The 22,026-nt window shown below is 66.2% G+C and carries 22 protein-coding genes; 4 read left to right on the forward strand and 18 right to left on the reverse strand.

Features of this window, described 5'->3' with window-relative positions; translation table 11 throughout:
• Positions 1–4: 4 nt before the first annotated feature.
• The 8 genes from H7J73_RS06740 to H7J73_RS06775 form a co-directional block, all read right to left on the reverse strand.
• Positions 5–1,045 (reverse strand): sulfate ABC transporter substrate-binding protein, encoded by a 1,041-nt coding sequence (locus H7J73_RS06740; RefSeq protein WP_264066503.1) that lies wholly within the window; start codon positions 1,043–1,045, stop codon positions 5–7.
• A 134-nt stretch (positions 1,046–1,179) separates the two neighbouring features.
• Positions 1,180–2,160, reverse strand: coding sequence for an extracellular solute-binding protein (locus tag H7J73_RS06745; RefSeq protein ID WP_264066504.1), 981 nt, complete (start codon positions 2,158–2,160; stop codon positions 1,180–1,182).
• 444 nt (positions 2,161–2,604) lie between these two features.
• The gene (locus H7J73_RS06750) at positions 2,605–3,255 is read right to left on the reverse strand and encodes an O-methyltransferase (protein WP_264066505.1); all 651 of its coding nucleotides are present in this window, start codon (positions 3,253–3,255) and stop codon (positions 2,605–2,607) included.
• Entirely contained in the window at positions 3,255–3,752 is a 498-nt protein-coding gene (locus tag H7J73_RS06755; protein ID WP_435405434.1) for a TIGR04338 family metallohydrolase, read from the reverse strand. Before H7J73_RS06755 ends, H7J73_RS06750 begins: the two co-directional genes overlap by 1 nt.
• On the reverse strand, positions 3,749–4,498 hold the full coding sequence (locus H7J73_RS06760; RefSeq protein ID WP_264066506.1) for a DUF2786 domain-containing protein: 750 nt from the start codon (positions 4,496–4,498) through the stop codon (positions 3,749–3,751). The genes H7J73_RS06755 and H7J73_RS06760 overlap by 4 nt, the downstream gene beginning before the upstream one ends.
• A 9-nt stretch (positions 4,499–4,507) precedes the next feature.
• Positions 4,508–5,443, reverse strand: coding sequence for an NADP-dependent oxidoreductase (locus H7J73_RS06765; protein WP_264066507.1), 936 nt, complete (start codon positions 5,441–5,443; stop codon positions 4,508–4,510).
• A 10-nt stretch (positions 5,444–5,453) separates the two neighbouring features.
• A complete protein-coding gene (locus tag H7J73_RS06770; RefSeq protein WP_264066509.1) occupies positions 5,454–6,485 on the reverse strand; it encodes an alpha/beta hydrolase family protein in 1,032 nt (343 codons plus the stop codon).
• On the reverse strand, positions 6,482–7,345 hold the full coding sequence (locus tag H7J73_RS06775; protein WP_264066510.1) for an alpha/beta hydrolase: 864 nt from the start codon (positions 7,343–7,345) through the stop codon (positions 6,482–6,484). Before H7J73_RS06775 ends, H7J73_RS06770 begins: the two co-directional genes overlap by 4 nt.
• 33 nt (positions 7,346–7,378) lie before the next feature.
• Between H7J73_RS06775 and H7J73_RS06780 the strand changes: the two genes are divergently transcribed.
• A complete protein-coding gene (locus H7J73_RS06780; protein WP_264066511.1) occupies positions 7,379–8,440 on the forward strand; it encodes a sigma-70 family RNA polymerase sigma factor in 1,062 nt (353 codons plus the stop codon).
• Positions 8,441–8,460: 20 nt separating this feature from the next.
• Here the strand turns inward: H7J73_RS06780 and H7J73_RS06785 are convergent, their stop codons facing one another.
• The gene (locus tag H7J73_RS06785) at positions 8,461–9,366 is read right to left on the reverse strand and encodes a type IV toxin-antitoxin system AbiEi family antitoxin (RefSeq protein WP_264066513.1); all 906 of its coding nucleotides are present in this window, start codon (positions 9,364–9,366) and stop codon (positions 8,461–8,463) included.
• Positions 9,367–9,508: 142 nt separating this feature from the next.
• Positions 9,509–9,943 (reverse strand): MarR family winged helix-turn-helix transcriptional regulator, encoded by a 435-nt coding sequence (locus H7J73_RS06790; RefSeq protein ID WP_264066515.1) that lies wholly within the window; start codon positions 9,941–9,943, stop codon positions 9,509–9,511.
• A 102-nt stretch (positions 9,944–10,045) separates the two neighbouring features.
• Between H7J73_RS06790 and H7J73_RS06795 the strand changes: the two genes are divergently transcribed.
• The 3 genes from H7J73_RS06795 to H7J73_RS06805 all read left to right on the forward strand — a co-directional run bounded on the left by H7J73_RS06795 (position 10,046) and on the right by H7J73_RS06805 (position 13,329).
• Positions 10,046–10,825: a pirin family protein gene (locus H7J73_RS06795; protein ID WP_264066516.1), complete on the forward strand. Its 780-nt coding sequence runs from the start codon at positions 10,046–10,048 to the stop codon at positions 10,823–10,825.
• Positions 10,806–12,110, forward strand: a complete 1,305-nt coding sequence (locus tag H7J73_RS06800; protein WP_264066518.1) for a PQQ-dependent sugar dehydrogenase — start codon at positions 10,806–10,808, stop codon at positions 12,108–12,110. The genes H7J73_RS06795 and H7J73_RS06800 overlap by 20 nt, the downstream gene beginning before the upstream one ends.
• A 226-nt stretch (positions 12,111–12,336) precedes the next feature.
• Positions 12,337–13,329: a phosphodiester glycosidase family protein gene (locus tag H7J73_RS06805; RefSeq protein WP_276031011.1), complete on the forward strand. Its 993-nt coding sequence runs from the start codon at positions 12,337–12,339 to the stop codon at positions 13,327–13,329.
• Here H7J73_RS06805 and H7J73_RS06810 read toward each other — a convergent pair.
• The 8 genes from H7J73_RS06810 to H7J73_RS06845 all read right to left on the reverse strand — a co-directional run bounded on the left by H7J73_RS06810 (position 13,322) and on the right by H7J73_RS06845 (position 22,022).
• Positions 13,322–14,092: a fructosamine kinase family protein gene (locus H7J73_RS06810; protein WP_264066520.1), complete on the reverse strand. Its 771-nt coding sequence runs from the start codon at positions 14,090–14,092 to the stop codon at positions 13,322–13,324. The genes H7J73_RS06805 and H7J73_RS06810 overlap by 8 nt on opposite strands.
• 26 nt (positions 14,093–14,118) lie before the next feature.
• Positions 14,119–16,308 (reverse strand): PE-PPE domain-containing protein, encoded by a 2,190-nt coding sequence (locus H7J73_RS06815; RefSeq protein WP_264066521.1) that lies wholly within the window; start codon positions 16,306–16,308, stop codon positions 14,119–14,121.
• A 155-nt stretch (positions 16,309–16,463) separates the two neighbouring features.
• Positions 16,464–17,288, reverse strand: a complete 825-nt coding sequence (locus H7J73_RS06820) for an SDR family NAD(P)-dependent oxidoreductase (protein ID WP_264066523.1) — start codon at positions 17,286–17,288, stop codon at positions 16,464–16,466.
• Positions 17,289–17,541: 253 nt separating this feature from the next.
• The gene (locus tag H7J73_RS06825; protein ID WP_264066525.1) at positions 17,542–18,372 is read right to left on the reverse strand and encodes a mammalian cell entry protein; all 831 of its coding nucleotides are present in this window, start codon (positions 18,370–18,372) and stop codon (positions 17,542–17,544) included.
• A complete protein-coding gene (locus H7J73_RS06830) occupies positions 18,339–18,884 on the reverse strand; it encodes an Rv1363c family protein (RefSeq protein WP_264066526.1) in 546 nt (181 codons plus the stop codon). Before H7J73_RS06830 ends, H7J73_RS06825 begins: the two co-directional genes overlap by 34 nt.
• On the reverse strand, positions 18,881–19,873 hold the full coding sequence (locus tag H7J73_RS06835) for an RDD family protein (protein ID WP_435405440.1): 993 nt from the start codon (positions 19,871–19,873) through the stop codon (positions 18,881–18,883). Before H7J73_RS06835 ends, H7J73_RS06830 begins: the two co-directional genes overlap by 4 nt.
• Positions 19,874–19,878: 5 nt before the next feature.
• On the reverse strand, positions 19,879–20,502 hold the full coding sequence (locus H7J73_RS06840; RefSeq protein ID WP_264066529.1) for an Rv1363c family protein: 624 nt from the start codon (positions 20,500–20,502) through the stop codon (positions 19,879–19,881).
• Positions 20,472–22,022 (reverse strand): MCE family protein, encoded by a 1,551-nt coding sequence (locus H7J73_RS06845; protein ID WP_264066530.1) that lies wholly within the window; start codon positions 22,020–22,022, stop codon positions 20,472–20,474. Before H7J73_RS06845 ends, H7J73_RS06840 begins: the two co-directional genes overlap by 31 nt.
• Positions 22,023–22,026: the final 4 nt, after the last annotated feature.

Raw genomic sequence — 22,026 nt, forward strand, 5'->3', positions numbered from 1 at the left:
GCGCTTACTGCACGGCTTCTTTGAAGATCTTCGTGATCGTGCCGTTCTGGCTGTCGAAGAAGCGGGCGTCGGTCGCGTTCCAGCCGCCGAGATCGTCGATGGTCCACAGCTTCTGCGGCATGGGGAACTCGTCGGCGAACTCCGCCGCAACGGTGGGGTCCGACGGCCGGAATCCGGCCCGCGCCCACAACCGCTGCGCGTCAGGCGTGTACAGGTAGTCGTTCAGCCGGGTGGCGGCATCGACGTGCGGGCCGTCCTTGATGATCGCCACCAGGTTGTCGGCCGCCATCGTCTGCGGCGGCGTGACGTGAATGACCGCCTGGCTGTGCCGCTCGGCGTCGATGGCGCCGCTCTCCGCGGTGATCAGCACATCGCCCTCGCCCTGCAGGAATGCATCGGTGGCTTGACGGGCGGTCGACGGTGCGATCTTGACGTGCTCGAGGACGAGCGCCCTGAGAAACTCCTGCCCCGCTGCCGGGTCCTGTCCGCCGTTGCTGATGGCGGCGTAGCCCGCGAGCAATCCCCATTTGCCGGAGCCGGACAGCACCGGGTTAGGGGTGACGACTTCCAGCCCGGGCTGGAGCAGGTCGGACCAGTCGTGAATGTTCTTCGGATTGCCGGCGCGGACCATCAGTGTCATCACCGAGCCGTACGGACTGCCTTTCGCGGGGCCTGCGTTCCAGTCCGAGGCCACCCTGCCCGCCCGGACGAGCCGGTTGACGGAAGGCTCATCGGAGAAGTTCACCAGGTCGGCGGAGTGACCGTCGATGATGGCCTGGGCCAGATCACCCGAGGCGCCGTAGTCGGGGTTGTCGATCGTGATCCCCGCACCCTGCGGGCTGGCGAGGAACGCCGGAACGACGGCATTCCAGCCTGCCTGCGCGGAGGTGAAGGCGGACAGCGCGAGGCCATTATTGGGCGTTTTGCCCTGCTCGGTGTCCACGCCGCCCGCTTTCCCGCAGGCCGAGACACCCGTAGCGGCCACGAGCAGTATCAGAAGAATCGAAGTCCAATGGAGCACGCGGCGACGGTGCGTAATGCTCATGTCAGTCCTTGCCATGCCGATGAGTTCAACGGGTAGCGACCACGCTATCAAACTTTGCTAAAAATAGCGCCGAAGTAACAAAATAGAGTATGAGCGCATATTTACGGACATTATCGACATAGCCCAGTGGCGGTTTAGCTAACGGCTTGGTTGAAAATCTTGGTGACCGCACCGTTTTCGCTGTCGAAGAACTTCGGATCGATCGAACGCCAGCCGCCGAGGTCGGCGACGGTCCACAACTTCTCCGGCGCCGGGTACTGACCGGCGAATTCGGCGACTACCGCCGGATCAGTCGGCCGGAAGCCGGCTCGCGCCCACAACCGTTGCGCATCGGCCGTATAGAGAAAGTCGTTGAGCCGGCTCGCCGCGTCGACATGCGGGCCGTCCTCGACCACGGCCACCACGTTGTCCACCCGCAGCGTCTGCGGTGGGATGACGTGCTCGACGGACTTACCGGCTCGTTCGAGCTCGAGGGCGTTCGCCTCGGTGGTCAGCAGCACGTCCCCGGCGCCGTTGGCGAAGTTGTCCGCCGCTTCGCGGCCAGTGCCCGGGCCGGCGCCCTTGATGTGCTCGAGCACCAGGGCGTTGAGAAAGGCCATCCCGGCGGCCGGGTCCTGACCGCCGTTGCTCATCACCGCGTAGCCCGCGACCAGTCCCCACTTGCCGGAACCGGTGAGGACCGGATTGGCCGTGACGACCTGCAGCCCCGGCTGGAGCAGATCGCCCCAGTTATGGATGTTCTTCGGATTTCCCTCGCGCACAACGAAGGTCACCACCGACCCGAACGGACTACCTGCCGCGGTGCCCGCGTTCCAGTCTCGGGTCACTTTGTCGGCCTGCACGAGTTGATCAATGCTCGGCGCATCGGCGAGGTTGACGATGTCGGCAGGTTTGCCGTCTTTGATGTTCTGCACCAGCACACCGGACCCGCCGTAGGTGGGTTCGATCTTGATCCCGGCACCCTGTGGGCTGGCCAGAAACGCGGGGATGACCGCATTCCAGCCGGGCTGCGAGGAGGTGAACGCCGTCAGCGCCAACCCGTCCTTGGCTGCCTGATCCCGGTCGGTGTCGGCGCCGCCGGCCCTTCCGCACGCGGACACGCTGACGGCGGCCACGACCAGCACAGCACACCAACGAAGCACGCGACTACTCCACGTGATGCGCATTCAAAACCCCGCCACTCGCCGATGTCAACAATATTCGACGAGGATAGCAACAAATTTGCTGAAAGTGCCAACCGCGGTCTAAATCACACATCACACGCATCGGTGGCCAGAATCGACTCATAGCTAAAATAGCACTTTGGGAGCAAAAATTGGCAGGTCAAAGACACTTTTGCCGGATGTTTCCGAAGTCGCGCGCCGCGAGTGGGCGCACCGCCGCGTTCGCCTTTGCGGCTTCCGGCGATCCACGATAGGCCCGTCGCCCAGCCAGAAGCAGTACCTGGCGCATAACAAAGCCGCATCACTACGACGACACCGGGACGACACCGGGACGACACCGGGACGCCACCGGGACGCCACCGGGACGTCACCGGGCGAGCAGCATTAGCGCAGCGTTCAGCCCGATACCAGCGCCAACGCGAATCCGTCCCAGCCCTTGCCGCCGACGGTCTGAATGGCCGCGGTGTCGAGCCGAGGATGACGACCCATCATCTCCAACATCGCGCGGACCGCCGTGGCCTGGGCATCATCGGCAGCGGGATGGAGCACGCGCCCGTTGCGGATGACGTTGTCGACGACGATCACCGTGCCGGGGTGCCCCAGGTCGATCGCCCACTGCACATAGGCGGAGTTGTTCTCCTTGTCGGCGTCGATGAAGACGAAGTCGAACTCACCGGAGAGCCTCGGCAGCGTCAGCAGTGCCGCGCCCACGATAATCTCGACGCGATCGGCGATGCCGGCGCGTTCGAGGTTCGCCGCGGCGATCTCGGCGTGCCGCGGCTCGAATTCCAGTGTGACCACCCTTCCTTGGGGTCCGACGGCACGGGCCAGGCTGATCGTGCTGTAGCCACCGAGAGTGCCGATCTCCAATACTCTTCTGGCTCCGCACATCTGGATCAAGAGCGACAGGAAGTGCGCAGCCTGCCGGGTGACCTCGATCGGCGGCAGACCGGCTGCCGCGGAATCGGCCAGTGCCGCGGTCAGAGCCGGATCATCGCCGAGCAGAACATCATCGAGTAGTTGATCGACGGCCTTCTGATCATCCATCACTTCACCCCTTCTTTCGCATAGACAACACGCAGCACGTGCCCGACCTCTGGGCCCATCACCAGTTCGGCGAGCTCACAGAATGTAGCGACGAAACCCGGCCCGTGGGCCGGTTCCATGGGGTGAAGATGATGGGCGACCTCGTGCAGTACCACCAACTCACGCATTGCCCAGTCCGCAGATCGGCGGTCGGGCACGGCGATAATCGCTGTCCCGTCGGCATTTTCGTAATGTGCGGCAGTGGCGCCGCGCCGGGCCCTGACCCGCAGCGCACCCGCGGACGGCCACCGCTGCGCCACCGCGGACAGCGTCAACACCTCGTCCACATAGCGCGCAACGGCCTCGATCGAGCCGAAGCGGGCTTCAGGTGGGAGCGTCAGCGACGCGCCGAAGAAGTCGATACCGCGGGCGCCGTGCTGGGCGGCGCGGTCGAACAACGTCCGCACGAACTCCTCGGCGGCGTAGACCTTGGAGCGCTGCGAATCGCGTTCGCTCACTTCTCCAGCGGCGATCGCGCGCCGGGCAACTGGGGGCTGCTGCCCAACCGGGCCCGCTTGCCTGCCCGGTCCCCCGCCTGCCGCGCGGCCGACGAGTACCCGGCCGAGGCTCGTGAAGCCTGCCAGGTGCCACGCGCCTTCGACGCGTTGCGGTAATGGTCTTTGAGCTCGATTTCCTTGTCGCGCAGCGCAATAGCCGTACCGGGCGCGGTGGCTCTGTCTCTCTTGGCATCGCGTTGGGCGTCGTCGCGAGCCTGGGTGAGACGTTGACCCACCCGAGCGCCGAATGCGAGCTGGAAGTTCAGCCGCGCGGTGATCGTCGGGGTCGGCCGGTGCGCACCCGACCCGACGTAGGCGTCGGAGGCCCGCACCATCTGCACCACCAGACTGGCGTAGAGCGCGTGAGTGGCGTCGATGTCTTCGGCGAAACCATAGGCGTAGACATACGCCGAGTTCGACGCCACATCACAGCGGACGTCGTTGGCCGCGGCGATCACCGCAAACAACTGGACGTAGGTGCGCAACCCCTTGGTGCCGGGTTCGCCGATGGTGATCGTGCGTTGTGTCGGTTCTTGTGCGGCAGAACGTTTCGCGGAATGCGATCTGGCCACGGCGAGGTCGATCGAGGTGGCCGTGGCGAGGCGTTGAGCCGCCGCCATGAACGCTTCCGCCTCGTGGGCGTTGTCGGTGCCTTCGGCCTGGCGCAGAAGGGCGGCGATACGCGCCAGCATCTTGTCGTCGGTCATGGGGCCACGCTAAGGGACCAGTACGACTTTCCCCTGCGCGTGCCCGGTCTGCAGATACCGATGCGCATCGGCCGCCGCCTCGAGCGGGAAGACCTTGTCGACGATGACACTCAGCTCACCGGCCGCGGCCAACGTGAGCAGTTCGGCCCGGGAGGCGTCGCGAATCTCCTGTCCGCCGTCGGCGCCGGTGAGTGCCTGGATGCCCAACTCTGCGGCCCGGGCGAAACCGGCGATCGTCGCGATCCGGCTCTTATCGGCGACGAGCTCGACCGAGGTATCCAGCGCCTCGTCGGATCCGACCAGGTCAAGAGCTGCCGTGACCGGGCCGATGCCGCGGACCCGGTCGGCCAGTCCCGGACCGTAGGCAACCGGCTGCGCGTGGTACTTGCGGAGTTGCTCGTGGTTCTTCGGGCTGGCCGTGGCGATCACCGTGGCGCCGCGAGCGACCGCCAACTGGACGGCCATCAGACCGACGCCACCGGCGCCGCCGTGGATCAGCACGGTGTCACCTGTCCCCACTCTGGTTTTCACCAACAGGTGCCAGGCCGTTTCGGCGACCAACAGCAGACCGGCCGCCTGCTCGAAGGACAGAGCAGCAGGCTTGTGCCCGACCTCGGCGGCGTCGACGAGCACCTGCTCGGCGTAACCGGCCCTGATATTGGTGGCGATCACCTCGTCGCCGACCTGCAGCGCTCCGGTGTACCCGACGGTGTCTCCAGGGCCGACGGCGGCCACGACACCGGCGGCCTCCATACCCACCGGCATCGGCAACGCGGCAGGATCATCACCCATATAACCGCTGTAGAGCTTGTAGTCGATGGGGTTGGTGCCCGCGGCTTTGACGTCGATCAACACCTGCCCCTGACCAGGTTCGGGAAGCACGATGTCTTGTACCGCAAGCTTTTCCGGTCCGCCGTAGCCCGTGGCAACCACCGTCTTAGTCATGGCAGGAAGCCTACTTGGTGACGAACTGATCCAGCGCGGTGATCAGCTGCGGGGACAGCGGATCCTGCTTGGCGTAGTTGGCGGCGTTGTCGGCGGGGTCGTCGCGCAGCACGTGACTGACACCCTTGAGCTGGACGAAAGTCAGCGCGGTGTGCGCCAGCGCGTCAGCCAGTGCCGTCGTCGCCGTGCACTGGGCCTGGCTGTCGGTATCGGAGCAGGCCAGGAGGACGGGCGTGCCGGCGGGGATGTGCTGGGCCTCGGCCACCGGGTCGATCTTGTCCTGTTCGACGACGGCCTTCACATTGCTCGGGTTGAGAACGGCGCTGAGACCGTCGGGCAACTGGCCCGGCGGGACGGTCCCGGTCGCGCGCGCCTGGTTGACGGCATCCGTCCAGGCCGCGAGCACTCCGTCGGCCTGCTGCTGGGTCTTGGAACCCTGTTTCAACTGCAGGGCGTTGTCCGCGTTCACCCGGCCGGTGATCAGATCGAGGTAGCGGCCCGTCAGCGGTAACAGCAATCCGAGCGAATGGATCTTCGGTGCAGCCGGGTCGGTGTCGGTGGCCAGTGCCATCGCGTGAGTGGTGCCCTCGCCGATCGCATACGTGGAGATGCGGGCCTTGTCGGTGCCGGATTGGTCGGCGAGGAAGCGGACCGCCGCCTTGGCTCCGGTGGTGTAGACCGCGCTCCCGACGTCGGCACGGTGGCTGGCGTACGGGCCGAGGCCGGTCTTGCCGGTGCCGACCTTGTCGTAGCGCAGCGTCGCCACCCCGTGGTCGGACAGGTAGGTGGCGAGTTGACGCATGTTGCCGACCGGACCGACCACCGCGTTGTCACCGTTGCGGTCGGTGTTGCCGCTCTCGGAGATGAGCAGCGCTGCCGGCCCCACGGAGTTGCTCTTGAGATGGCGGTAGGTGCCGTGGATGGTCAACCCGTCCGCGGTAAACGTCACCTCGTCCTCGACCCAACTGTCCTTCGACGAACACGCCGTCCCGAGACCGACCACCAGGAGAAGCGAGAGCCAAACGGCGACAACCGCTTTCACAGGCGTGCCTCGATCCAGGCCACCACGTCGTCGAGTACGCGGTCACGTTCGGGCTCGTTGAACACCTCGTGGTACAGCTCGGGATACACCTTGAGGTGCACGTCTTGCGAGCCGACGCAGTCGACGAGGCGTTCGCTGCCCGTCGCGCGGACCAGCCGATCCTTTTCGCCGTGCACGACCAGCAGCGGCTTGGTGATCGCTACCGCCCGACGCGGCATCGTCTCGCCGACTTCCAGCAGCGCTTTGGCGATACCCGCCGGGACCTTTCCGTGGTGGACCAACGGGTCGGCGTTGTAGGCCGCGACCACCGCGGGATCGCGCGAGACCGCATTGGCGTCGAGCTCCTGCACCGGCACGCCGGGCGCAATCGAGCCGACCACCTTGCCCACGATGGTGAGCAACGGCGACACATCGGCCTGCGCCGCGACCGCCGGACCCGAGAGCACCATCAGGTCATAGTCGTCCACGTGGTCAGTGCCGTAGGCGAAGACGATGGCGCCGCCCATGCTGTGGCCGAGGACGATCGTGGGCAGCGTCGGGTACTCCGTGTCGGCGATGCCGACCAGGGTGCCGAAATCATCGGTGAACTCCGACATGTTCTTGAGATAGACCCGCTTGCCACCGGATCGGCCGTGGCCGCGGTGGTCGAGCGCGTAGGTCACCAGTCCGGCATCACCGAACCGCTGCGCGAGGTGGTCATAGCGGCGTGCGTGCTCGCCGAAGCCGTGGGAGAGGACCACTACCCCGCTGGGGCCCGACGCACCCCCTTGCCCGTGCGAGTCGTCCGGCGTCCAGGTGTCGTACACGATGCGGACGCCGCCGACGCCATCAAAGCTACGTTCGGTCCGGGTGGTGGCCATCCAGGCAGCGTAGCTGTCACTACTGCGCCGTTTTTGTCACCACGGCTGGGTAAGCTCGGCCAGGTGAGCGTGCTCGCAGGAACCCTCGATCACGGTGGCTCGTCACTCGGTGGCTCGTCACACGGCACAGCCGAGGGTAGGGACGCATTTCTCGCCGACGCCGAGCGCTTCCGGCGCGAACTCTTGGCGCACTGCTACCGAATGACGGGCTCCCTGCACGATGCAGAAGACCTGGTGCAGGAAACCTTCCTACGGGCCTGGAAGGCCTACGACCGGTTCGAGGGTAAATCGACGGTCCGCACGTGGTTACACCGGATCGCCACCAACACCTGCCTGACCGCGCTCGAAGGTCGCGGGCGGCGCCCGCTACCGACCGGGTTGGGCGCACCGAGTTCGGACCCCAGCGATGACATCACCGAGCGCACCGAGGTGCCCTGGCTCGAACCGATACCCGACGGTGGAGAGGATCCCGCCGATCCCTCGGTGATCGTCGGCTCCCGCGAATCGGTGCGGTTGGCGTTCGTCGCCGCTCTCCAGCACCTGCCGCCACGTCAGCGTGCGGTGCTGGTGTTGCGCGATGTTCTGCAGTGGAAGGCCGCCGAGGTTGCCGACGCGGTCGGCAGTACCACGGCAGCAGTCAACAGCCTGCTGCAGCGGGCGCACGCTCAGCTCGCCGAGGTCGGCCCCAGCCTGGACGACACGATCGCCCCGCCCGACGAGCCCGCGGCCAGGGACCTGCTGGACTGTTACATCGCGGCGTTCGAGGCTTACGACATCGACACGCTGGTCGCGCTGTTCACCGCCGATGCCATCTGGGAAATGCCACCGTTCCCCCAGTGGTACCGCGGGCCGGAGAACATCGGCAGGCTCTCACGCGAGAAGTGCCCGGCCGAGAAGCCCGGCGATATGAAATTCATCCGCACCGCCGCCAACGGCCAACCCGCCGCCGCGATGTACATGCTGGACAAGGCAAGTGGTCAGCACCTGCCATTTCAGCTGCATGTGCTCGACATCAAGCCCGGCGGGATCTCACATGTCGTCGCGTTCCTGGATGTGTCGCTGTTCCCGCGATTCGGCCTGCCCGAGAACCTGTAGCTCCCGCGCCGAGTGTCCAGTTAGGACACGTTTCCTCGGGCAAACCGGGTGGTAAGTGGACACTCGGCAAGCCAGGGGCATCCTGCGGCCCGCAGGGCGTCGACCACTCGGGATACCACCACCCACGGCCGGTAGCGCAACATGTCGGCGCTGACCCGCACGATGATCCAGCCGTGCTCGGTCAGCTCCACACTTTTGTCGATGTCATGGGCCCGCCGCTGTGGGTCAGTCCAGTGCTGTTCACCGTCGTATTCGACGCCGACGAGACAGTCCTCGTACCCCATGTCGATACGCGCGAAGGGGTAGCCGCCCTCGTCATAGACGTGAATCTGGGTCTGCGGTTTGGGCAGGCCGGCTTCGACGAGAAGCATCCGGGTGCGCGTCTCCGGTGGCGATTCCGCGCCGCCATCCATCAGCTCCAGCGCCCGCCGGAGTCGAGTCACTCCGCGAGCGCCGCTGTGGCGCTTCGTGAGGTCGGCGGCCTCAGATGGGCCAAGACCGGTCGCATTCGCCAGTGCGTCGAGGTGGATAACTGCGTCTATCAGCTGATTTCGCCGACCGATATCAAACGCCGTACGCGCTGGCGTAGTCACCGATATTCCACGTACGGCTTGCACCTCGTCTGCACGCAGCCCGTCGCGGTAGATCGTGATGCCCTGCACACCTTTTCCGCTCCGGCGGATGAGCTCTGCGGGCAACCGAGCATCGACCCATTTCGCCCTGTGCAGTGTCGCCGCCGATTTCCCGGCCACGACGGCGCGGCGCCCCGACCAAAGCCACGCCGCCTCCGCACGCCAGGCCGCGGTGAGGGCCTCACCTTTCGGTAGATACACGTCGCGATAGACCAGTTGATGGTCGCGACGCAGGCGCCGTCGGGTCACCATGCCGGCAGCCAGCGCTTCGCTACCCAGGAACAATCCACTCATTTCTCCCCGCCGAAGGTCCACTTAAGACACGTTCCTCGACGAAAAGTGCTCTCTAAGTGGACGTTCGGGTAGTCATTCAAGTCCCGCATCGCCAACACATCAGGAACTCTGACCGACCTGCGGCGCCCGCACAATTCACCACTCAGCCCAGCCGGCCGAGCACCCGTTCGGTCAGCGAGGCGAGTGCCCGCAGCTCCTGTGTGCCCATGCCGTCGAAAACCACCGACCGCACGAGTTCCGCGTGCCCCGGCGCGGCGGCAGCCAATGCCGCCCGGCCCCCGTCGGTGAGGTCGACGTTGGCTCCGCGACGGTCGTCGGCGCGCCCCTCGCGGGTGAGCAGCCCGCGTTCCCGCATCCGGCGCAACTGATGCGACAGCCGGCTCTGCTCCCAACCCAGGACGTCGCCGAGTTCGCCGACCCGGATCGGGCAGCGCTCGTCGAGGGCGACCAGCACGTCGTAGTCGGCCAATGACAGGCCGCAGTCGTCCTGCAGCCGCCGGTGCATCGCCACTTGTAATCGGCCGACCATCGTCAAGTAGTTGCGCCACACGTGTTGCTGCTCGTCGCTCAACCACATACGGAGACACTACCGGAATACATGACACGTCATCTAGGTTGCTCACTGCATGCCGCCCGGCGACCGCCTAGGCTGGCAGCCACGTCACAAGGAGTGATGACCATGACCAGCTCGCATACCAGCACCACCACACCCATCGTCGATGTTCGCCGCGCCGCAGATCGCGACAAGACCAAGATCTCGTGGTTGGACTCGAAACACTCGTTCTCGTTCGGCAGCCATTACGACCCCGCCAACACCCACCACGGCCTGCTCTTGGTGAACAACGACGACACCGTCAAGCCCGGCAGCGGATTCGAAACCCACCCGCACCGCGATATGGAGATCGTCACGTGGGTCATGCGTGGCTCACTGGTCCACCAGGACTCCACCGGCCACTCGGGTGTCATCTATCCCGGCCTGGCGCAGCGGATGTCGGCAGGCCGCGGCATTCTGCACTCGGAGAAGAACGACTCCTGGACTCTGACCGGTGACGAAACCCACTCAGAGCCGGTGCATTTCGTTCAGATGTGGGTTGTCCCGGACGAAGCCGGTATCACGCCCGGCTACCAGCAGCAGGAGGTCGACGACGAGCTGCTGCGCAAGGGCCTGGTGACCATCGCCTCCGGCATGCCGCAGTACAAGGACGAGACGGCGATCTCGATCCAAAACAAATACGCCGCACTACGCGGTGCGCGGCTGCAGCCCGGTGAGAGCATCGAATTGCCTTACGCCCCATACCTGCACCTGTTCATCCCGCGCGGCGATGTCACGCTGGAGGGCGCTGGCGAACTGCACGAAGGTGACGCGGTGCGATTCACCGCCTCAGGTGGGCAGCGGGTGACCGCGACCGAGCCCGCCGAGATCCTGCTCTGGGAAATGCATGCCGGCTTGGCTGGCTAAACCGACGGCGCTCGCCGCGACCGTACTGGTCGCGGCCTGCGCGGGACCGTCCCCCATCTCGACCAGCTCTCCTGGCGCGAGCTCGAGCACGCCCACCCAACCGGCGTCGCACGGACTGGCGCAGGTCACCGTCGAGGTGCCGGCCGGACTCGGGCAGGCACCGTTCGACACCGCCCGCCAGGCCATGGTGCCGCCGGGCTGGTCGCTGTCGGTCTGGGCGCGGGTACCCAAGGCGCGCCTGGCGGCCTGGATGCCCGATGGTGCGCTCCTGATCTCGCTGCCCTCCACCGGACAGGTGGTCAAGCTGACGCCGCGACCGGGGGGCGCACCCGAATCCAGCGTTCTGCTGGACGGATTGGATCAGCCCCACGGCCTGGCCTTCGCAGGCGCCACGCTCTACGTCGCGGAAAGCGGTCAGGTCGACGCCTATCAGTACGTCGACGGGCAGGCGACCGGACCACGCGTCGCCGCTCCAGGACTGCCCGACGCAAAAAGCCCTGACCTCCGGGGCGCCTACTCACATGCACTCAAAAGCGTCGCGATCGGCCCTGACGGTGCGATCTACTTCTCGATCGGCTCGACCGGCAACATCTCCGAGCAGGACCGGGACGCATCCCCGCCCAGAGCCACCATCATGCGCGTCCCACCGGAAGGCGGGCCCGCCGCGGCGTTCACGACCGGGGTCCGCAACGGCACCGGGCTGGCCGTCGCGCCCGACGGCTCGGTCTGGACCGCCGTCAACAATCGCGACAACGTCGAATACCCGGAGGCCGGGCCGGATTTCGGCCAGGTCCTGACCGAGTACGTCAACGACCACCCGCCCGAGTCCGTCGCCCTTCTCACCCCCGGGCGTGAATTGGGTTGGCCCTATTGCAATCCCGACGGCGGACCGGCCGACCTTCCGTTCATCCGCGACGTGCAGACCAATGCCGACGGCACGAAACTGGACTGCACAGCGCTGCCGCCGGTCGAGCAGAGCATGGGCGCGCACTCCGCCCCGCTGGGGATGAGCTTCGCCGACCTGCCCGCACCCTATGGCAGCGGCGCCCTCATCGGTGTGCACGGCTCGTGGAACCGCCAGCCACCGCGGGCGCCGGAAGTCTCGTTCTATCCCTGGCGCGACGGCGGCCTCGGGAACCAGCAGACCCTCGTCGGCGGTTTCCAGGACGCCGACGGCAGTCGATGGGGACGCCCGGTGGCGGCGGTCGCCGGTCCGGACGGTGCGGTCTACATCACCGATGACGACGCCGGCGCGGTCTACCGATTGGCGCCGCCCGGACGCTGACCAGCGATTCCAGCAAACACATTGTGAGCGAACGTGATTCGCTCGATCTCGAATCGTCATCGCCCTGTTATCAAAGTTGACTGTGTGACAGCTGTGACTATTGTGTCTGTTATCCCACACTCGCTTTGCGGATCGAGAGGACAGCAACGTGATCATCCGAGCCGCAGCTGTCCGCCGCCTCGCCGCACTCTGCGCCACGCTCACACTCTGCCCAGCACTCACTGCCATGCCCGCGGCGCAGGCCGACGCCCGCGAGCAGCTGGCAAACGCGATCGCGAACACGCGGGGCTCGTATCTGGTCTACAACTTCGGCAGCGGCTTTCCCGCCCCGATGCTCAAGGCCGACGGCAGCACATACGAGATGAGCAACGGTGGGCGTCTGATGACCATCAAGGCAGCGTCGAAGCGGCTAACCCCGCGCCTATTGGTCGATTCCCACACCGGCTATCAGGCCCGGTGCGAACGCACGCCGGGTGCGCGGACGAACGAGGGGCTGTATCAGGCGTCCGAGATCTACACGCCGCTGGCCGCGTGGCAGGCGCTGGGGCAGCCGGCCATCGCGATCAATGCCAACTTCTTCGACATTCGCGGGCAGCAGGGCGGCTCCTGGAAGACCACCGGCTGCAGCTCGCCGCTCGGCGCCTACGTGGACAGCACCAACGGCCAGGGCCGGGTGAACACCGCAGTCACCGGCAACGTGAGTTATGCAGGCAAACAAGCGCTTTCGGGAGGCGACGAGAACTGGATCGCCCTGACTACCATGATCCTTCCGGTAGGCGGCGCACCGTACGTCGTGTGGCCGCAAGGTCCCGACGACTTCGATGCCGCGTCCTCGACAATCGAAGGTCTGCTCGACAAGGGCTCCCGCTTCGTCGCGGTCAGCGGGTTCGGGCTGCTGGGCCCGGGGCACACCGGTCAGATGAACGACCCCGGACCCAGCGCAGCCCGCACGGCCATCGGATACTCCCAGCAGCGCGACGAGATGTATGTGTTCCAGGGCGGCAACTACACACTGGACAACATGCAGGACCTCTTCCGCAGCCTGGGCAGCGATGTGGCGGTCGGGCTGGACGGTGGAGGTTCGTCGTCGATCGTGCTGCGCCGCGACACCGGCGGCATGTGGGCCGGCGCCGGTGCGCCCAAAGGCTCGTGTGACACCATGGCCGTACTGTGCGACTCGCACGAACGTGCGTTGCCCAGTTGGCTTGCGTTCAACTGATTTTCAGTGCGCTGTGAGCAGCGACCTCAACCTGTCGCGAATAGCCGCCGCCGAACAGTGCGACGTGGGCGAGCAGCGGGAACAGCTGGTGCAAGCCGATCCGATCCCGCCAGCCCGCCCGGAGCACATGTACGGACCGATACCCCTCGACGATGATGTCAAGATACGGGCAGCCGAACAGTCCGAGCATCGCCAGATCGGTCTCGCGGTGTCCACCATGTGCGGCGGGGTCCACGAGCACCACGCCGGTCGGCGTCCACATCACGTTGCCGCTCCACAGATCCCCGTGAATGCGGGCGGGTGGCTCGTCATCGTCGAAGTCGCCTGCCCGGCAACGGCTTATCACCGCCTCGACGGCGGATAGCGCACTATCATCGAGCCGATGCGCGGCCCGTTGCGCCATCGGGAGCAACCGGTCGTCGGCGTAGAACTCACCCCAGCGACCGTGCTCGCCGAGACTCATCGGTAGCGGGCTTTGCAGTGGCCCGAAAAAGCCTGGGCCCGAACATCCCTCGGGTGGCACACCGAAGCCGGCCGCGCCGGCGGCGTGAGTGCGCGCGAGCCGATTACCGAACTGCTCAGCGGCCTCGTGCGTCGGACGGGTCGATTCCAGATATCCCAGCGTGAGACTCACGTCATCGTGCGCTACCACCTCGGCGCATCTGACGCCGCTCGGGGCCGCCGAAAGCCATTGCAGGCCCGCAGCTTCGAACGCGAAGAAACCCGAGGGTGCCGACGCGTTGCGTTTGACGAAGGTGCGCACGCAACAGAGTATGCCCGCCGCAGGCCTTACTCGCCGTCGCTGGTGCTGTCCTTCGCAGCCGACTTGCCGGCCTTGCCAGCGCCGGTCACGGCCTTACCCGTCTTCTGCACATTGCGCTGTGCACTCTTGGCCACGTTCTGAATCTGCTTCTGCCCGTCCGTGGCGGTCGTGTCCAGACCGTCGGTTGCCTTCTTCTGGGTGGCGTCGACACTGTCTTGCGCTCGCTTGGCGACGGCCTCGGTGCGGGCGGTCGCGGCCTTGACGGAGTTGTCGGCCTGAGCGGGCGCCCCCGGCTTGATGCTGGTGGTCGCCGTGTCTGCGTGAGTAGCCCTGCTGCCAGTAGTGTTGGCCACCAATGCCTTCGGTGCGCTCAACTGAGCCGTCGCGCTCCCTTCGCCCGGCAGGCCGTCGATACCGAGTAGCTGGGCCAGGGTCGCCAGCGGATTCACCACCGGGGTATCGCTGACCAGCCCGTCGGCGATCGCCTTCTGGACACCTGCCGCCAGTTGCTGGAACAGATCACCGGGGACCTGACCCCAGTTGATGTTCTGCGGCAACGAGCCGAATGGGGTGATGACATTCGCCTGGTCGAGGGTGCGGTCATACTCCGGCACACCGTTGACGACGTTGCGCTGCACATCGGTGTAGCCGAGGTTCACCAGGCTGGTCAGCACCGGCTCCAGGGCGGTGGCGATGGGGTTGTTCAGGTTTGCACCCGTAAAGAGGTTGATCACGTCGATCGGCAACCTGATCGGTTCCAGCAGCGGTAGCGCGTCGTTGACGGGGACCGTCAGGTAGAGGTTCAGCGCGAGCGGGCCACTGGTGTTGGCGAGTGCGGCGTCGAGTTGCGGGTTCAGCTGGCCATCGACAACCTCGGTCAGGCTGGCGGCGGTGATACCGCGCAGGAGGTAGGTCGGGAAGAAGAGAGCGGCAACAGAATTCGCCAGCGAGATCGGGTTCGGCCACGCCGGGAAGTCCGAGAGCGGATCGTATTCGACGGTGCCGTCGAGCTTGATCGGGACGAGGTTCGCCCCGCCGGCGACGATGCCGGTGGTGCCGACCGGCGCGTCCAGCTGGTTATCCGGGTTGGTGCTGCTGCTCACCTCGGTATCCGGGGTGACGGTATCGATACCCAGCAGTGCCGCCTCGGGGTAGAAGCGGGCGAACACACCACCGTTGGCGCGGCCGGGATTACGCAGCAGGACCAGCGGCAAAATCGTGAGGCTGCCCGCCAGTGGGCTGGTACCCGTGAAGTCTGCGCCGCCCGGTTGGCCGGCGAGCTGTTCGACGACTTGGGGGTAAGCCATTCCGGCGGCGAAGGCGCCGAGCCCGAAGCCCGCCACCAGGGGCACGCGCACGTCGATTGCGTTGAGGTCACCGCCCGGGAGCAACTTGACCGTGGCTATCAGCCCCTGCAGGGTGGCATTCGCGACGGTGTTCTTTAGCGGCGGAACGGGATACGCAGCCAACAGCGTGCTGAGCACTCCGAGTGCGCCGACTTCGAGATACGGCGTGCCGTTGATCTCCTCGGCGACCGAGTTCGGCAACCCGGGCACCCAGCCCAGATCCACCCCGAGGAACTTCAGCAGAGTGAACGGCCCGCCGGCTGTGATGACGTTGATACCGGGTGTGGGCACGCCGGCGAGGTTGAGCGGATCGGCGAGATTGAATCCGAGCAGATTGAGCACGGCCGCCACGTTGGTGATCCCGGCCCCGGTCAGGATCGAACCGAGCACCGGCACACCGCTGAGATCGACCGGCACGCCGCTCAGGGCCTGGGTGAGCAGGTTGCCGAGCGCGGTGTTGATGGCACTGGTCGGGTCGTAGCCGAGGTACTGCAGCAATCCCGACAGGTTGACGTTGTCGAGAATTCCCGACTCCAGCGCCGCGGCGAGTGTCTGGACGAGGTCGTAACCCCGCGTTCCCAGCCCGAAGCTCAGATCGGGAATCGATGCGGGGTCGGGCGCTCCTGGCGCCAATTGCATGGGAGGAAGGCCCGGTGTACCCGTTGTCGCGGCCAGCGCGCTGACCAGTCCGGCGGCGGCGGCGCTCAGTTCGACCGGCGGCGCCTCGACACCGCGACCGGGCGGCGTCGCAGAGTTTGCCCGCTGCGGCGGAGCCGAACCGATTATGAGAGCCGTGACGGTGGCCGCGGCAACCCCGACGGTGGCGGCCCGGTTGGCGGACCGAGAGCGCTTACGGTGCTTGGATGCCATTGGAGCACTCCTTTTGCCCGGTCTCTCAGGCTGATTTCAGGATCGTAACACCGCAGAAAACCTGCGCAGGCAATTGCTGAAATCAGTTTTCCTGCAGCTCCACGACAGAAAATGACATAGCTGTCAATAACTCTTGGTATGCCCACCCGACGGTGTCACGGTTGCCCGAAGGCCTTCCGCAGGACGATGTCCGTCGCCCGGGTCGGCAGGTTGCCGATCAGCGCAATCTGGAGCCTCGGGCCGAGACCCACCGCGTACCGCGCACGCGGCCGTCGCGCCGTCAACGCTCCGTGAACGACATCAGCCACCCTCTCTGCGGGCACGGCCAGTTTGCGCGACATCGGGATCATTTTCCGGAAGCCCGCAACGTGTTTCGCATACAACACGCGCTGACCGGGCGTCATCGCGGCCTCCAACTCTTCGACGGTCCGTTCCGCATCGTCCCAGATATCAGTGGCGGTCTGCGCCGGCTCCACCACACTTACTTGAATGTGCCAGGGCTGCAACTCCATTCGCAACGCATCCGCCGCGGCTTCGAGTGCGAATTTCGACGCACAATAAGCACCGATCATCGGCGTGGCGATCTTGCCGTTGACACTGGAGATGAAGACGATTCGCCCCCGCGAATGGCGAAGCCGCGGCAGGACCGCCTGCGTGACCGCGAGTTGCCCGATCACATTGACCTCGAGCTGTCGCCGTAACTCGTTGACGCTGAGGGCTTCCAGTGGACCACCGACCACGATGCCGGCATTGTTGACCACCCCATCCAGCCGGTCCGGTAGCGAATCAGCCAGTGCCGCAACGTGTTCGCCAGAGGTCACATCAAGCAGGACCCCGCGCACCCGCGGAATCGCAGAAACAGCGGCCGCGTCGGCGTCGGTGCGGACGCCGGCGAACACGTCCCACCCGTCGGAGGCAAGACGCGCGACGATAGATCTACCGATCCCGCGGGAGGCTCCGGTCACGAGAACACTGGGCATGATCCGACCTTAGTCGGCCGGTTTTCAGACACCGGGGAGGCGACGGCCATTGGCCAAGTCACCTGCCCGGTGTCCGCCCCCGACTCCGACGGGCGAATTGCCCCGAGTCGTTTCCGCGACGGTCACGGGCCGCCAAGGCCCACACCATCGCCGAATTCTGTCGCCGACACCGAATGCTTCGGCTCGCGTGGTCGAAATGTACACGACGGTGACCACATTATTGACGGATAAGTCAGATTGTCGGAAATGTCACTCACAGTTGCGGGGTGAGGTCCAGCGAGGTAATCGTGGTCATCTTTGTGACCAGCCATTGTGCATTGTCACGTGTCAACGTCAGTCGGTAGGACAGGTACCTCATCGACGGGATGTTCTTCGTCAGCGGGCTGGTCGACGTGGTGTTCGTGAAGACGATCGCGGTCGCGTCTGACCCGGACAGTGATTCGACGGCCGCACCCACCACCTGGGTGGTGTTGGTGACCTGCGCCTGCTTGTTGGTCGGGACGATCGCGTCGACGTACTTGCGGTACTGCGCCTCGAAATCACCGCCGAGGAATCTGGCTGACCGATCGGCCAGCGCTTCCATGTTGTCCGGCGTGTACGTCCACAACGTCGTGATCGCGTCCGCAGCGGTACGGGCGATATTCAGCTTGGTGTCGACCAGCGCCCGGTCGGCCAGGTACGGCTGCAGCATTGCCCCGGCGAAGGCACCCGCGCCGATGAACAGGGCGACCGCCACCGCTATCGCGATCGGCGCCCGCCCGCCCGGCGGCTTGCGCTCGACGAAGACCACCCGACCGGTCGCATCATCCGCCGCGGTCGGCGGCTCGATGTCGGTCTCGGCACCCTCGTTCTCGGCGGGTTCGGGTTCGGCCTCGGCGGGTTCGGGTTCCTCGGGGCCGGGTTCGGCGGGTTCGGCATCCTCGGCGAGCGACGCCGGCGCACTCTGCCGCCGCGCCTTACCGACCGGCATGCGGTGCCGCCGACGCGCGCTGTCGGTCTCCTCCGGGACCTCGGCGGACTCGGGGACCTCGACGGACTCGGCGCTGCCGGTCAGATCACCTGCAGCAGATTGCTGATCTTCCACTGGTTACCTTCCTGTATCGCCGTTGCCACCCAACGATTTCCACTCTCGGTGCGGTTACCGTCCGGCAGCAGCGTCGTGACCTGCGTAGCCACCACCACGTCAGCGCTGCCGTCGTCATTCCAGCGCTCGACACCGGCGTCGAGCACCACGCCCTTCGTCGGCTCGGCCCGGGCCACCTGGATGACGATCTCGTTCATCCGGTCGCTGTACATCTTGGCGAGTTCCCCCGTCGCCTGGGCCAGCACCTTATCGGCATAGTCGTTGGCGTGGTACGGATCCAACGAGGTGTACTGCGTCATGAACGACCGGACATAGTCGATAGCCGCAACTTCCCTGACGGCTGCGCGCCGGTCCTTCTCATGCGTGATCAATACCAGCGCACTCGCCGCGACCGCGGCGACGACGATCAACGCCGCCGCCGAGATGGCCAGGCCAAGACCCCACCGTCGGCGCCGACGCGGCGGCCGCTGTTCGAACGCCACGGCGCCGTCGATCCGGCGGCGCGGGCTCACCGGCCGCCCCCACCGGGCTTCGGTTTCGCCAGCACCGTCAGCGCGGCAACCTGCCACTGGCCGTCGCCGGACTTCTGGAAGTTGACCTTGACCGTCGCGGTGATGGTCCGCATGTCGGGCGCCACCCCGCGCTGACCCTGCATCAGGATCAGCATGGTGGCGTCGTGTTCGGTCGAGCTGAGCACGGCACTGTTGGTCACCCAGTAATCGTTGGCCACGATCGGCGCCTTCTTGGTGCCTGCCGTGATCGACTGCTGCTGGGCCACCAGCTGCGGTCGGTAGCCGTCGGTGACCAATGACTGCGCGCGATCGAAGTCGGCCTGCAGAGTCGCCGGGTCGTAACTGAGGATGCTCTCGACGATCTTGGGACCCGCCACCGCGATCTGCTCACGGGCCGCAGCGGCCCGAAAGTCGTTGCGGTACACCACGGTGTAGCCCAGCACTGCGGCCGCTACGGCAAGTACTGCAGCCGCGCAGACGGCGATCAGCGCGAAGCGCCCGGCCCGCGCCGGCGCATCGTCGCGGCGTCTGACCTCGGTGCGAACCAACAGGTCGGCGAATGTCCGGCCCCGCCGATCCCACAGCGGCCAGAGCCAGCCGACGAACAGCGCCAATGTGTCCAGCAGATGGGCGATATCGCGGACCAGCAGCCGCCACGGTCCGACGGGACTGCCGTCGCGGCGCACCACGGCAGTACCGGTGAGTGCGCGCCCCAGGCTCCAGCCAGTGACCCCGGGGAGCAACAGGCGGTTCACGGCGATCGACAACAACACGACCGCTGCCGCCGACACGCACAGCCACCACAGCCAGTCGCGTTGCGCAGTCGACCAGGCCACCAGCACGAAGGCGGTCACCACGCCGAGGCCGACCAGCACGTCGACGACGAACGCCGCCACCCGCGCCGACCACGATGCCGGCTGCTCCTGCGTGCCGCGGTCCGACTCGGCGAGATCGACCGAATCGGGCGCGGCACCGGTTTCGCTGAGCACAGCTGTCACTTCGTCACCTGGTCGAGCTTGGCGATCTTGTAGGTTCCGTCGTCCGGCGCCATCGTCACCCTCAGTCGATAGCCGGTGTCCTGATTCTGGACCGTCGCGTTCGACAGGGCCACCCGCAGGGCGACCAGGACGTCGATCGAGCCGTCGCCGTTGTGCCGCTCCACGGCCGCCCGCATATCCGAAACCTGGACCTGGGCATTGGCGACCTGGTAGGCATCGACGAGCATCCCGGTGTACAGCGTGGCCTGAACCCTGAAGTCGCCTGTCGAACAATCGATGATCTTGCGCTGGCTGGCCTCCATCGCCGAGGTGTCCGGCGCCTGGGTCGCGGTGACGCAATCCTTGGCCGCCGCCATCGCAGCCTCGTCGGCACGTGCGATGGCCGAGCTGTCGTGATGGCTGCGCAGCGCGAAGTAGCCGCTCGCCGCCGTGCCGGCGGCGAGCACCAGCAGGGTCGCGCAGATCCCGACCACCCACCCACGACTGGCAAGTCGTGACCGGCCGCGCCCCGCGGGACCGGGCTCGGCGGTGCTGTCCTCTTCGGTAGTGGTGATGTCGTCGGTCTCGTTGACGACTGTCGGGGTCGGGTCTAGCTGGCCGGAGCCAGCATCTCCTTCCATCCGTCGTCTCCTGTGCTCGTCGAATTACTGAGGTTGTACTTGACCCCGTCGGGGCCGACAACCTGGCCGCTGGACGGGTTGTAGGTCGCAGCGGTACCTGGAGCCGGAGTGTAGATGCACGGATTGGGCTGCTGGCCGCTGCACTGCACCGAGCCGTTGCCCGGCGCCGTGAGCGGGTCGCTGATCGGTGCAGGTGGGACCGGTAACCGATCCGCGGGCAGCGGGTTGTTTCCGGTGTCGATCGTGGGTGCGGGTACCACCAGGCCCGGGTGCACCGGCTGATCGCAACGCGCTCCCGGTGCCGGGCAATTCAGTATCTGGTTCGGGTCGCCGAACCAGGGGTTGGTCCCCAGTGGAACGTACGGTTGATCGCTTCGGCAATCCTGCGGGGTCGCCGCGGTCTTGCCGGGCACGTCGACACACGGATAGTTGCGCGCACCGCGCACCACGTTTGACGGGGTGTCTTTGGGGATCTTGCAGTACAGGCCATTCGGCAGCGGAGCCGCGCTGGTATCAGCCGGGGACCGCCATTGGCTGGCAGGCAGGAACCCGGTCAGACACGGCGGCGGCTGGTTGATCGTCAAAGCAAAATCCAGGACGGCCGCGTTCTTGAACGGTGCGGCGACCGTCTGTGCGATGGCCGCACCCTGCGGCAGCAGTACGAGTGTCTGCTCGAGGCCTTTGTTATAGCGCTTGAGCATGTCGAAGACGATCTCCAGGTTCGCCAGCGTCTGCGGCAGCGCATCCTGGACATCGCTGAACACCGCCGTCACCGCCTGAGCGGTCGGCGCAGCCTGGGTCAGCCCGCTGCGCAGCGCCTGGTCCTGTGCGGCGGCCTGTGCGGTGATGCTGTTCAGGTTCGCCGCCCAACGGTGGATGGCGTCACCGGAGTTCACCTGGCTGTCGATGATCGGCGCCGAATTGTTGATGATGTCGTTGACGTCGTTGATATTGGTCTTGAAGTCACCGACGATCGCCTGGGTACCGTCGACCAATCGCTGCAGCGCCGGGCCGATCCCGCCGACGGCCTGCGATGTCTCGTCAAGCAAGCCGGCGATCTTCTCCTTCGGCAGCGCCGCGAGGCCGTTGTTGGCGGCATCGAGCGCGGGACCGATCTCCCGTGGCACCGTGCCCCTGGTGACGGTCTGGCCCGGCGCGAAGTACTGGCCGGGGTTCCCGCTGGACACCAGATCGAGGTACTGCTCACCGATCGCCGACACCGAGTGCACGTTGGCGACGGCATCGACAGGGATCTTGAAGGAGTCGGAGATGCTCATCGTCGCCTTGGCGCCACGCTCGGTGGGCTCGACGGCGGTCACCTTGCCGATCGTGATCCCGCGGTACGTCACGTTGGCGGTGGCGTACAGCCCGCCGGACGCCGGGAGGTCCGCGGTCAGCGTGTACTGACCGATGCCCACCATGCTCGGCAACCGCAGGTAGTAGACGCCCAGCACGGCAAGGGCGATAACGGTCAACACCGCGAACAGCACCAACTGGATACGGACGAGACGAGTCAGCATGGGT

The organism is Mycolicibacterium komossense (assembly GCF_025822605.1).
Lineage (GTDB): Bacteria > Actinomycetota > Actinomycetes > Mycobacteriales > Mycobacteriaceae > Mycobacterium > Mycobacterium komossense.